General features: G+C 49.5%; 6 protein-coding genes. 3 read left to right on the top strand and 3 right to left on the bottom strand.

The features are described 5' to 3' along the window. Positions 1-6: 6 nt before the first annotated feature. Positions 7-3,546, bottom strand: a complete 3,540-nt coding sequence (locus NBZ79_RS04770; protein ID WP_251935952.1) for a cadherin domain-containing protein — start codon at positions 3,544-3,546, stop codon at positions 7-9. A gap of 323 nt (positions 3,547-3,869) precedes the next feature. Between NBZ79_RS04770 and NBZ79_RS04765 the strand changes: the two genes are divergently transcribed. From NBZ79_RS04765 to NBZ79_RS04755, 3 genes are read left to right on the top strand one after another with little or no spacing between them, the layout of a single operon-like run. After that, a complete protein-coding gene (locus NBZ79_RS04765) occupies positions 3,870-5,669 on the top strand; it encodes a peptidase domain-containing ABC transporter (protein WP_251935951.1) in 1,800 nt (599 codons plus the stop codon). Beyond that, the gene (locus NBZ79_RS04760) at positions 5,666-7,795 is read left to right on the top strand and encodes a peptidase domain-containing ABC transporter (protein WP_251935949.1); all 2,130 of its coding nucleotides are present in this window, start codon (positions 5,666-5,668) and stop codon (positions 7,793-7,795) included. Before NBZ79_RS04765 ends, NBZ79_RS04760 begins: the two co-directional genes overlap by 4 nt. Next, positions 7,795-9,174 (top strand): HlyD family type I secretion periplasmic adaptor subunit, encoded by a 1,380-nt coding sequence (locus NBZ79_RS04755; RefSeq protein ID WP_251935948.1) that lies wholly within the window; start codon positions 7,795-7,797, stop codon positions 9,172-9,174. The genes NBZ79_RS04760 and NBZ79_RS04755 overlap by 1 nt, the downstream gene beginning before the upstream one ends. 14 nt (positions 9,175-9,188) lie before the next feature. On the opposite strand, the gene hrpB is transcribed toward NBZ79_RS04755, so the two are convergent. Both hrpB and NBZ79_RS04745 read right to left on the bottom strand, forming a co-directional pair. Continuing rightward, complete coding sequence (hrpB, locus tag NBZ79_RS04750) at positions 9,189-11,720, bottom strand: ATP-dependent helicase HrpB (RefSeq protein ID WP_251935947.1); 2,532 nt, start codon at positions 11,718-11,720, stop codon at positions 9,189-9,191. Further along, the gene (locus NBZ79_RS04745) at positions 11,717-13,840 is read right to left on the bottom strand and encodes an efflux RND transporter permease subunit (protein ID WP_251935946.1); all 2,124 of its coding nucleotides are present in this window, start codon (positions 13,838-13,840) and stop codon (positions 11,717-11,719) included. Before NBZ79_RS04745 ends, hrpB begins: the two co-directional genes overlap by 4 nt. Positions 13,841-13,915: the final 75 nt, after the last annotated feature.

The raw sequence follows: 13,915 nt of genomic DNA, 5'->3' as shown, positions 1-13,915 counted from the left end.
GAAAACCTAGCCTTCAATTTTTTCCACACCATCAAATGTTAGAACAGCATCTTCGCCAAGCGTAATCGTACCTGCAGCGTCTTCAGACAGGAAGATATCCCCATTGTCTGCAGTTTCAACGGACCCACTTGTGAGATTGAGCCAATCATTCAAATCACCTGCAGGCAACCCGTCTGACAAAGCGATTGTGTCTGACCAACCACCGCCGTCTCCACCAATGAAGGTATCAATTCCACTATCCATACCAAAGAAATAGATATCGCTTCCGTCACCGCCATGTGCATAATCATCGCCTGCGCCACCGGTCATTTCGTCGTTGCCATCCTGACCATACATCCGATCATTACCGTCACCGCCGGACATCTTGTCATCACCATCGCCGCCATATAGTCGGTCTTCACCGTCACCGGCAGTCAGGGTATCATCACCGGCACCGGCTGTAAGATAATCGTTACCATCGCCGGCATCCAATTTATCATCTCCGGCGTCTCCGACCAAAGTGTCATTGCCATCGCCACCCGAGACAGTATCGTTACCTGCTCCGCCATGCAGGTAATCATTACCCTCGCCACCGGTTAGCTTGTCATCGTCATCCTGTCCATACAGCGTATCATTACCAGCGTCGCCAGTAAGACGGTCTTCGCCGTCGCCACCATACATACGATCATTGCCGTCACCACCGGTCAGTTTGTCCTTGCCGTCACCGCCGTTAAGATAATCGTCGCCGTCGCCCGCGTTTAGTTTGTCGTCACCGGCATCGCCGATCAATGTATCATTACCATCACCACCGGTGAGTTTGTCATTACCTTGGCCGCCATGCAGGTAATCATTGCCAACATCGCCCGTGAGTTTGTCGTCACCATCCTGGCCATAGAGACGATCGTTACCTTCTCCGCCCTTAAGATTGTCCTTGCCATCCCCACCGTAGAGACGATCGTTTCCGTCACCACCGGTGAGGCGGTCATTGTCGGCACCACCGTTCAGATAGTCATCACCATCCCCGCCGGTCAGCCGGTCTCGACCCGCATCACCAACCAGCGTATCGTTTCCATCCCCGCCGGTCAGCTTATCGTTGCCCGCGCCACCGTATAAACGGTCATTCCCATCGCCGCCGGACAGGTTATCTTTACCGTCACCACCATGTAAATAATCATTTCCGGCATCGCCCGTCAGCTTATCATTGCCGTCGCCACCATAGAGGCGATCGTTTCCGTCACCCCCTGTGAGGCGGTCATTATCGGCGCCACCGTTCAGGTAATCATTGCCATCCCCGCCGGTCAGCCGGTCTCGACCTGCATCACCAACCAGCGTATCGTTTCCATCACCCCCGGTCAGCTTATCGTTGCCCGCACCACCGTATAAACGGTCATTTCCTTCGCCGCCGGACAGGTTATCTTTGCCATCGCCACCGCTTAAATAATCATTACCATCCCCACCGGTGAGACGGTCATTACCGTCTTGTCCAAAAAGCGTATCATTCCCGGCATCGCCTGTCAGAATGTCTTTTCCGTCCCCACCATAGAGGCGATCATTTCCGTCACCGCCAATAAGTTTGTCATTGTCGGCACCACCGTTCAGGTAATCATTGCCATCCCCACCGGTCAGCTGGTCTCGACCCGCATCACCAACCAGCGTATCATTGCCATCGCCACCAGTGAGTTTATCATTGCCCGCACCACCGTATAAACGGTCATTCCCATCGCCGCCAGACAGGTTATCTTTACCGTCACCACCATGTAAATAGTCATTTCCGGCATCGCCTGTCAGCTTATCATTACCGTCCCCACCATAAAGGCGATCGTTTCCGTCACCACCGGTGAGGCGGTCATTATCGGCGCCACCGTTCAGGTAATCATTGCCATCCCCGCCGGTCAGCCGGTCTCGACCTGCATCACCAACCAGCGTATCGTTTCCATCACCCCCGGTCAGCTTATCTTTGCCCGCACCACCGTATAAACGGTCATTCCCTTCGCCGCCGGACAGGTTATCTTTGCCATCGCCACCGCTTAAATAATCATTACCATCCCCACCGGTGAGACGGTCATTACCGTCCTGACCAACCAGCGTATCGTTTCCGTCCCCGCCGGTCAGTTTGTCATTGCCCGCACCACCGTATAAACGGTCATTCCCATCGCCGCCGGACAGGTTATCTTTGCCATCGCCACCGCTTAAATAATCATTACCATCCCCACCGGTGAGACGGTCATTACCGTCCTGACCAACCAGCGTATCGTTTCCGTCCCCGCCGGTCAGTTTGTCATTGCCCGCACCACCGTACAAACGGTCATTCCCTTCGCCGCCGGACAGGTTATCTTTACCGTCACCGCCGTTCAAATAATCGTTGCCGTCGCCGCCAGACAGCTTGTCGTTACCTTCGTGACCATAAAGATAATCATTACCTGCATCGCCGGTAAGCTTGTCATCGCCGTCACCACCATAAAGACGATCGTTACCGTCGCCGCCAGACAGTTTGTCGTTACCTTCGTGACCATAAAGATAATCATTACCTGCATCGCCGGTAAGTGTGTCATCACCGTCACCGCCATAAAGACGATCGTTGCCGTCGCCGCCATAGAGCTTGTCATCCGACCCGTATCCGTATATCGAGTCGTTCCCGCCGTAGCCGGACAATGTGTCACTATCCTCGGTACCGTAAAGACGGTCATGCCCGTCTGTACCGTCTAGCTTTATGCCCGGTATTCCCTCATCAACATCACCAACATCAATGATAAAAACCTGTTGAGTAACCTGTGCACCATCATCAACATTTACGATCAACTGATGATCTTTTGACGTCTCATAGTCTAAGGCACTCGCCACCGAGATTTCTCCCGACGCACTGTCGATGGTAAATTTTCCGCCGGCGTCATCATCCAAACTGTAAACAAGAGCACGACCTTCCGGGTCTATTGCCGACACGGTTCCCACTATATCTCCAACAGCCGCATCTTCCGCGATGTTCTGATCATCCATGGTTATTGAATGAGGGGCTGCGTCTATCGCGTCCGTCGCCTCAACCACCAGCTCATCTTCTCGCGACAAGCCATTGAGCGTCGAAGAGAGTCCTGGCGCCGGGGACGCGGCACTTGCGCCTTCCGCTTCGCTTACTTCAGATGCCGGATTCGTTTCAATTCTTTCATCAATCCCTACACCTTCACGGGCTGCACCATTCCGCGTTTCTTCCGTATTCTCGCGTGCTCGGCCACTTGCGCTGTTATCGCCCGACGCCGAAGAAAGTTCTTGGGGTTGCGGATCACTATCATCATCTGAGCTCACGTCCTCCCGTTGATCAGCTCCCTGATTGTCCGTTTCAGACAACTGAGCGGATTTTTCGTCGTCATTCACTTGATCATGTTTGAGTTCGTGATCTTTTTTATCACCTGTATGGATCGCTTCCCGAGATCGGTCATCTACGGTTTTCATGTCCCGCATATCAATTGTTTCGGCACGGTTGCCAAGCGGATCGTAGCCGGTCTGCCCGCTCGCTTGCGACGTATCCAGGAGTGCTTCTTTTGCTGCTTGATCTATTACGACATCATCACTCATTACTTAATCCACTTATCATTAATGCCACAGATGGCCCGAGAAAACAGATGGTTTAAACCTAACCTTCTTAAATAAACCAAGCGACTTAATGCTTCTTTAATATTTAGGTAAAATTATAGGAACATCTTCAGCAATATTAAGAACTTGTTAGGGATATTGGTGTTTATTTGACCCGCAGAAATCAGGGGTTTTCCAGCCAAAAGGCCCTTGTGAACAATTTGTTGGTGAAAAAAATAAAATATGACGAAAATTAAATATTAATAGTTTTGGCTTAAATTTTACCTTCGCAACCCATTAACGGGCCGAATTTAAATGGTGAATGAATGGCGTTTTTTCAAAGGCAACGCGTAAAACCAGCTTTTCCCGGGCTGGACGACAAGCCCATGCTTCGGCAAGCCAGACTGCCTAAGCTGCGCCATGGTCGTGCCGATATAATATATGCATCCGGTGCGCTGAATGTGCTTGCGCTCGCCTTGCCCATCATGATTTTGCAAGTTTATGACCGCATAATCCCGAACAATGCGACGGAAACCCTGCTGCTTCTGGTAATCGGAGTTGGTATTGCCGTAATTTTTGAGGCCTGCTTCCGTCTGGCACGCTCCTACCTGACAGCCAGAGCCGGTGCTAGTTTTGAACATATAGCGGGATGTCGTGCCCTACATCGTACATTGGGAACCGACATCGTTCGGTTTGAAAAAGAAGCCACTGGTGTCTATCTACATCGTTTTAATGCCATTGAAAGTTTACGGGAGTTTATGTCCGGCCATAGTTTGCTGGTATTCATCGATTTACCTTTCGCCTTCATTTTTATGTTTCTTGTCGGGTTCATCGCCGGACCGCTGATTTTTGTACCGTTAATCCTGTTAGTAATCTTTGCCTTCGTTACACTTGCTGTCGGGCATGGATTAAAAAAAGCACTCAATGATAGATCTGTCTGGGACGAAAGACGCTACAATTTCCTGATAGAAGTTTTGACGGGTATTCACACTGTCAAGGGTCTTGCCCTCGAAGCACAAATGGTTCGTCGTTATGAACGATTACAGGAAACAACAGCGAACGTCATCCGCAACGTCGCCTTTAAAAATAATATAGCCCAGAGTTTAGGGACTATTTTTTCGCAGATTACATTAGTGGCTGTCGCTGCATACGGATCTGTATTGGTAATAAATGAATCCCTCACGATTGGTGGACTGGCCGCCTGTACCTTGCTTTCAGGTAGAGCATTACAGCCTTTGCTCCGGGCCATGGGTGTTTGGACGCATTACCAGAACATCAAGTTATCTCAGGAGCGGGTGAAAGCAATATTGGAACTGCCGCAGGAGAAGATTTCTGATCCGGCTGAAGAATCCAAATCACCAGCGACCGTACCAATTCCAGTGCCTCAGACAGGATCACAAATTGAACTAGAGGACGTGACATTCGGCTATGGGGGAAACACGTCTCCTTTATTCGAAAAGGTAAATGCTACTTTTACCGCTGGAAAAACAACGGCCATTTCTGGTGCCAACGGATCGGGCAAGACGACATTGCTTTGGCTAATGATGGGTTTAATTACACCACAGTCCGGCCGTGTATTGCTAAACGGGGTGGACATCGCGAAAGCAGATCCGATCAAAGTTCGCCAACATATTGCCTATTTGCCGCAAACCGGCATTGTTTTTCATGGCACGATTATGGAAAATCTTACGATGTTCCGAAGGGGCCCAATTGTTGATGAAGCAGTCAAGCAATGTAAAACTCTCGGATTAGATTCCGTTATTAAGAGACTCCCCAAAGGCTATGATACGGTCATTGGTGAAGGGGCGATGGATAGTCTTCCTGGCGGAGTACGGCAAAGAATTGCCATAGCCCGGGCAATTGTTACCAAACCCGAGGTCATACTGTTCGACGAGGCCAACACCTCACTCGATATGTCAGGAGATGAAATCCTAAAGAACGCTCTGCTTCAACTGAAAGATCAGAGTACAATTATTTTGGTCAGCCACCGCCCTTCACTCCTAAAAATCAGTGACAGCGGGTATAAAATCCAAAATCGAAATGTTGTAGCGACCCCAATTGAAAACCTTACCAGTTTCCGTCCTGCCGCAACCGCCCCCAAACTAGAAGTGGTTTCAGCACAATGACGTTTCTTTCTCCCGCCCGCAGTACACCCGGTGGCGTGAACTGGGGCCGTGAAACACAATATGCCGCTTGTATTTCTCCGCTTCTGGACGCACTTGGATGGCGCGGTGATGCGGCACAAGTTATTGAAGCCATGCCCCATTTCTCCTCGACAATGGACCTTATGGACTTCAGAAGTTCGCTGGCAAACCTCAATTTCGAAAGCAAGCCGACAAAAACAACCTTATCTTCGCTTGATCATCGGCTGTTGCCCTGCCTGTTCGATAGGAAAGATGGTTCGGTTCTGGTTCTCTTTTCCGCAGATGAAAAAGGTCTTCAGGTATTCGACGCAGCAACACAGGAATATATAGAAATTCCATTCGAAGAGGCGGAAGGTGTTCAGGGAACGGCTCTATTCTTCAGGCCTATTGATCGCGAAAAAATAGGTCAATGGAGTACGGGAAAGGACTGGTTTCAGAGTGTACTGGCGAGGTTTATGCCGCTGATCCGCCGAATTCTCATGATGACTTTTTTGCTTAATCTGCTAGCACTCGCGACGCCCTTATTCATCATGGCTGTTTATGATCTGGTGATTGGCTCCGGCTCTTTTGACACGTTGAATTATCTTTTGGTCGGGGTCGGGCTGGCCTTACTTTGCGATATCGGACTACGGTTTATGCGCGGAACAATGTTGGCATATATCGGCGCACGACTTGATTACATCATTGGAAGCGCTGTTCTCCAAAAGATCCTGTCCCTACCGACTGCACAAACTGAACGAACCTCTTTAGGCTCAAAAATGGCACGGTTCAGGGAATTCGACATGATCCGCGAATTTTTTATCGGCCCGATGGCCATTGCATTTTTGGAGCTTCCTTTCGTTTTTATTTTCCTGATCGCCATTGGCGCGTTGGGCGGAAGCCTTGTACTTGTACCAATTACCATGCTTGTAATCTATGGTTTGGTCGGCTTTGTTCTTTTTCCTGCCATTCAGCAAAGAATTACCCAAAATATTGCGAGCACAGCTTCCAAAAGTTCGTTCATTACTGAAAGCCTAAACAGTATGCGGGTTATCAAGCAAATGGGCGCTGAAGAAATCTGGCTGGATCGATACCGTGATATTTCTTCCGTAAATGCACGATCAAACCTCAGAAACGGTTTGGTTGCAGCAAGCGCACAAACATTTGCCCATGTACTGATGGTCACGTCCGGTGTCGCAACATTGGCGCTTGGTATTTCGCAGGTTTTTGACGGATCAATGAGCGTCGGGGCTCTTGTGGCGACAATGGCGTTAGTATGGCGGCTTCTGGCCCCTACTCAAACGCTATTTCTTGCCTTTACAAAACTTCAGCAAGTTGGGATCAGTGTAAAACGGTTAAATCAGCTCTTTACTATGCCCAGTGAGCATAACCCCTATACCTCAGCAGAATTAAAGGAATTTGACGGTGCAATTTCCTTTTCCAGGGTAAGTTTTCGATATTCCGCTGACCAGGACCCTGCGGTCATGGGCATCGATCTGAAAATTAATCCCGGTGAGGTGGTTGCTTTTGCCGGCGGAAACAGTTCCGGCAAGTCAACTTTAGCAAAGCTGCTATTGGGAATGTATCAACCACAAGTCGGAGGCATTACAATTGACGGAATCGATATCCGGCAAATCGACCCGCTGGATTTACGCAAATCAATTGGTTATATGCCGCAAAACTGTGAACTTTTCCACGGAACCATCCGTCAAAATCTCCTACTCGCCAATAGTGCGGCAACGGAAGAGCAGGTAGTCGAAGCTTGCGAATGGGCAAATCTTGCGAACGACATCAACGAGTTGCCCGATCAATATGAGACCCGTATTGGTGACCAGATTTTGCGGCAACTTCCCGCAGGATTCCAGCAGCGACTGATCATGGCAAGGGCATTTCTGAACAATGCCAAGATAATGATCTTTGATGAGCCCGGAAATATGCTGGACGATGAAGGAGACCAAGCCTTCTTGGATGCGATTGAACGTATGCGAGGTAAGGCAACCATTATAATTATTACCCATCGTCCAAGCCACATGCGGGCCGCGGATAAAGTTGTGTTGTTAAAAAAGGGAATGGTAAGGGCAGTTGAACCGGCCTCAACCATAATTCCCAAAATTATTGAAGGTGTGTAATGGCAAAACCATCAGATAACGAGGGCACAGAGCCCATTGAACAGACAACAGAAAAACTCGTGTTAAACAAGGGGAAACCTTTCAGCAACCGCCTCGGGCTCTCTATCATGCTCGAAGAAACGGGCGCGACCCCGTTTTTGCGGGCGGCTATGCTGTTCGGCTTTGCCATTATTGTTGCCTTCGTCGTTTGGGCAAATTTCGCGGAAATAGATGAAGTAGCTGTTGCCTCGGGTAAGGTCGTCCCCTCTGGTGCCGTGCAAATATTGCAACATATCGATGGTGGCACCATCAGCGATATTGCCGTCAGTGAAGGGGAGATTGTTGAAAAAGGCCAGGTGATTGTACGTCTGGACTCCACGGACTTACTGGCCGAAAAGAACCAGATCACAACACAGCTGGTCATCCTTAAGATGAAAATTTCCCGACTTGTGGCTTTTACCAGCAACGAACCAATGAAATATTCGTTGGAATATGACCGATACCGCCCATTTTTGGAGGAGCAAGAGGCGCTTCTGGAGGCACAACGTCTCGATCTTAAGAACCAGGTCTCCATTTTAAAAACACAGGTCGAGCAGCGTAAATCTGAAAAAGCCCTTTTGAAAACCCAACAAATTGTCTTGGCAAATCAGGTGGCGCCCCTTGAGGAGCAACTTAATATTCGCCGGCGCCTATTGAAATCCAGTACTTTAAGCCGGTTCGATTATCTGGAATCTGAGCGTCTCTATCTCAAGGAAAAAGGAAACTTGCAAGAGCTGGCGTTAAAATCCCGGACCGTAGATCAATCGATCGCTGAAGCGAGGAGCCGCCTCTCCGAAGTTGTTGATCATGCAAAGCGGGAAGCCCTGGACAAATTGGCACTGACCAATGCCGAAGCGGCCGAATTGGAAGAAAAACTCAATAAAATTATCAGCAAGCTTCGTCGCCTGGATATCTACGCGCCCGTAAATGGCGTCATTCAGGGGCTTGATGTAAAATCCATTGGATCCGTCATTGCACCCGGAAGCACCATCGTGACTGTTGTCCCCGTCGGGCAGGAACTCATACTGGAAGTCCAAATCCGCCCTGAGGACATTGGGCATCTGGATGTTGGTCAGCGCGCAACCGTAAAATTCGTGACGTATAATTACTCCCGATATGGATCCATTGAGGGTGAGCTTACTCATATTTCAGCAACAACTTTCCAGGATGAGCAGGGTGAGAACTATTACAAAGGCAAAGTCAAGCTTGCCCAATCATATGTAGGTGACAATCCGGACCGGAATCTGATTCTTCCGGGGATGACCGCCACGGCGGATATTCATTCGGGTACGAAAACCGTGTTGGAATATCTCCTTAAACCAATACATACGACATTAGGGCAGTCATTCCGCGAAAGATAAGTACCCCTCGGACATTAATCTGGCTTGCGCTTTTTGGCCCGGCTGGTTGCCTCTGCCTGTAACGGATCCTCCGGCCAATAATGTTTTGGATAACGGCCTTTCATGTCTTTTTTGACTTCGTTGTAGGTTGTTCGCCAGAAACTCTCCAGATCCGATGTCACCTGTAACGGGCGATGTGCCGGTGACAGCAGATGAATTGTGACTGCTACCTTTCCTTTTGCGATTTTTGGCACCTCTCTAAGGCCGAAAACCTCTTGCAGTCGAACAGACAGGACCGGAATCTGCGGATTGGAGTAATCCAGGCGAATATGTGATCCGCTTGGAACCTTAAGGGTCGGCGGCGCAAATACGTCCAGCTGTGCCGCTCTGTCATATCCAAGTTCATTCCTCAAAATGCTCGCAAGGTCAATCGACTGCAAATCCGACAGGCTCATAAGACCGACAAGATAGGGAAGGAGCCATTCTTCCAAGCGCTCAGCAAGCCCTTCATTTGAAAAATCCGGCCATTGTTCGTTTGCCTCGTGATACCTCGCGAATACTACTCTGTTGACCAGCGATCTGCTTGCATCGTCCCACGGTAAAAGCTGAAGACCTTTACTTCGAATAACCGCCACAAGAGCAGCAGAAATTTCTTCAGATGACGCATCTTTGAGACGGGTGCTTTGTAAAATCAGAGCTCCAAGGCATTTTTCACTCACCGCTTCAATACGCTGCTTCTTCTCGTCCCAGTAAACCTTCCGACGCGTTTCAAATTCAGGCTCAAATGCTTTTTGAATGTCCGTATACGACAACGCAGCTGCTAAATAAATCCTGGCATCGCTGCCTTTACCGTCCACATCCGCTGCCACTAAATAGGGCTCGCCCAGGAGCTTATCATTTGCATCAAGTCTGGCGCCCCTGCCACCGGACAAGCGATAGTTCAACTGACTCCTGTTTCGCAAATCGCCAATACGGTCGGGATAGGCAAATGCGAGCAATAATCCCGCTTGATTTATGTCATATTTTCCATCTTGCTGTTTCAGTCGGCGCATCAAATCCTTGCTGGCCCGATCTATCTGCCGGATGGCCATATCATCAACGCCTGGACCAGAAACAGATTTCTTTCGCCGATAACCAATAAGCAAGTTCAGCCGATCTTTTATGTCTGAACTTGGCGCGTCCCGATTCCGGCGCAAGATGTCGCGTTCCGACAACAGGCTGGCAATATCACATGCCAGTTTGGAAGCTGAATATTCCGCAGATTTTATAACCATTGTCGACAGTCGCGGATGTAAAGGCAGCCGGACGATCTGCTTGCCAAGGGAGGTAATGTTTTTATTCTTGTCGAGTGCACCAAGACTGATGAGCAAGGCGACGGCTTGCGCCATGGGGCCTATGGGAGGTGGCGTCATCCAGGGAAGTTCTCCAACATCCTGAACGCCCCAATTGGCAAGTTCGAGCATCAATGTACATAAGTCGGTGGTCAGAATTTCCGGCGGTGAATACTCAACAAGACTACGGTCTTCAGCCGCCGTCCATAATCGATAGCAAATTCCGGCCGTCAACCGGCCTGCCCGTCCCCTACGCTGGTCTGCGGAAGATCGGGAAACCCGCGTTGTTTCCAGTCTGCTCATCCCGGAGTTAGGGTCAAATATAGGGGATCTCGAAAGACCTGCATCGATAACAATTTTAATACCTTCGATGGTCAAGCTTGTCTCAGCAATATCTGTTGCCAGCACGACCTTTCGCACGCCGTCAACCGACGGGCGCAATACAGCATTCTGATCCTGCTGACGAAGATTTCCATATAGCGGAAAAACGATGAAATCACCCGGCTTATCAGCCTTCTTGACCAGCGATTGCACCCGATTTATTTCCCCAACGCCGGGTAAAAAAACGAGAATATCCCCCGCCTCCTCCGCTAAAGCCATATCGATAGCCCGCGCCGTTTTTACTTCCACACGATCTTTCGTCGGCTTCGCCAGGAAATGTGTCTGAATTGGAAATTGACGCCCCTTACTGGAAATCACGGGAGCGTTTCCAAGGAGGGCAGATAACTTTTCGGCCTCAAGTGTTGCAGACATGATGAGGATGCTCAAATCATCCCGCAGTACTTCCTGAATCTGCCGGGACAAGGCCAGCCCCAGATCCGTTTGCAGACTGCGTTCATGGAATTCATCAAAGATCAGTAAATCTATTTGAGACAATTCAGGATCAGCCTGCAACCGCCGCGTAAGAACGCCTTCCGTTACGACTTCAATACGTGTTGTCGCGCTAACCTTACTATCAAGCCGAACACGATAGCCTACGGTTTCACCCACTTCCTCACCAATCATGTTTGCCATTCGCTGGGCTGACATGCGTGCTGCCAAGCGCCTCGGCTCAAGCATTACAATTTTTTTCCCGCGCTTTAGAAACTTGTCCAGCAAGTATAGGGGCACAAATGTTGTTTTCCCTGCACCAGGATCTGCCTGCAAAATAGCAAGATTGTTCGTAGAAAGCGCATCAGAAATTTCATCTAGCACGCCAACAATAGGAAGGCTGGAATTTCGGAAAATCTCCTTCATTTGCTACGGCTAAATCTCATAAACAATTGGCCAAGAAGAGGGAACAAGCAAAGTGTTGCGCCTCCAGCGAATATGGACCCAATGACAATTGCGCCGCCAAACCGGGTTGTTGGCGGAAAACCTGAATAGGCGAAAATAACAAAACCGATCGCTATAATCCCGCTTGACGCCAATACCCCCGGTGTTTGTTCCTTTAGGGCTGCAGTCCAGGCATCCCTGGTTTTCGATATTGATAACCGCTGCTTTACGGCGATTGCCAAATGTATGAGGGCATCTACAGCGATCCCGAAACAGACATTGGCCGCAGGCGCCGAGATAATATCAACCGGGACCCGCAGCCATCCCCATCCACCTAGAATTGTTAGCGGGATTAAGGCGGCCGTTGCACCCATGGCCGCGGTTAATGCCACGCTGCGGGTAACAATAAACCCAATGCCAACAAACAAGGCAAGAAGCGCAATAACACCCGTGCTCAGACTACTGGCAACAAGATCGGAGAGGCGGCCTTGTAAAGCATAGACACCACCTGTAAGACTGGTTTCAAAGCCCACATCATCGACAATTGCCTGCAATTCGGTCGTGACAGAATTCCGGTCCTGCAAACGCCCTCCTTCTTTCATTCTTAGAATATAGAGCGTTTGGTTTCTGTCCTCAGTTAGAAAGCTTTCCGCAATTCTCTGGTTAAAATCTGAAGACAAGAGGCTAATTATCTCACGCCAAGGCAAAATGAAGGCCAGCGGATGATTATTGGCTTCCGCCATCAAAGCTGGCAGGGAAATAACCGTGCCGACTTCCTTATGGGCGAGCAATGCATTATGCAATTTCCACATGGCCTCATAACTGGATTCGTTATCAAGACTGTTACCGTTTTTCATACGAACGACCAGCGACATGGGGCTGCTCCCGCCATTGGCATCGACGAAGGTAAGACCTTCATGAAGTTCGCCGCCCTCGTCAAAATACGAAAATAAACTCGGGTCCGTATTGAGCCGTAACAAGCCGGGAATAGATAAAATAGCCACAGCCAAAAGCAAAACAGCGGCGGAGGCACGAAGCCAGGAGGCCCCCTTCGATTGGTGCGTTCCTGGTCGGGATTTATTTTTGGCTGGTCTTCGAGTGGCATATAGCAAGAAGGCCGGGTAAATTAAGAAACTGCATAAAAGAGCGGAAAAGGCGCCTATCATCCCGCCTCCACCGAGTTGTCTAAGGGGTTCCGCTGCGACAAAAAGTAGTGTGGCAAACCCCAATAAGGTAGTGATCATGCACCAGAGAGAGGCTTTAAAGGTTTTCAAGACAGCCTGCCTGACGGCCTCGAATTTTTGCTCAACCTGTATTTGACGCCAATTCGATGTCAGGTAAATCAGCTGCGATTGAACCAGCACAAATATAATAATGGCAAGGTTTGCCGTAAGAATTCCCATGGGCTGACCCAACAATTGCAACATAATTAGGGTCAGGAACACAGCGCTAATGCCACTGACCGCCGCGCCAAGTGCAATCATCGGAGAGCGAAATACCAATAACAGAACCAGGGTAAAGATTGCCAATGCGGACGAGCTGAAGATCTTGATATCATGCACAAGACTTCGCCTGATTTGATCAACAATATACGGCATTCCGGAAAGCCTGATCTGGAAACTTCCCTCTGTATCAAACAATCGGGTCGCCGCTTCCACTTCGGCGACCAGATTTTCAGGTGCCGGGCTTTTGACGAAGGCTATAATAAGCGTTGCCTCCTCTCCCTCGCTGATAAGCAGGGGGCGCCAAAATGGGCTGTCCCGGGCCTCATCAATATTACCCGGTCCATCGGCAACACTAACAATACGTAAAATTCCGTCAATTTTCCCCATATCAGCGCTCAAAGCCGTTAATCTGGAGAGGTATTTTTCTGAGCCAATATCATCGCTGGCAACGCTCACGATCAAAAACTCATCGGAGGGGAACAAGGCTCGTATCTGTTCCGACTGTGCCAAATCCGGATCGTTTGATCCGAAAAAGAAATCCGGTGTAACTTGCGGGCGCAAATCGACGAGGCTGATGAAAAGCGTAAATATCACGGCTGCCAGGCACAAACAGCCGGCTAACAGCCGGGCCTCCAGAGATAGCGAATAAGAGCCCATATGCAGGTCAATTCTCCTGTGGCACAATGGCCTTTGAACTTTGTTTGCTCCATGCTGAACTCGGGAACAAAAGGA

Origin of the sequence: Sneathiella marina, assembly GCF_023746535.1 — a bacterium.
Taxonomy (GTDB): domain Bacteria; phylum Pseudomonadota; class Alphaproteobacteria; order Sneathiellales; family Sneathiellaceae; genus Sneathiella; species Sneathiella marina.
Note: the sequence above shows the minus strand (reverse complement) of the source record. Positions and strands in the feature narration are given on the sequence as shown.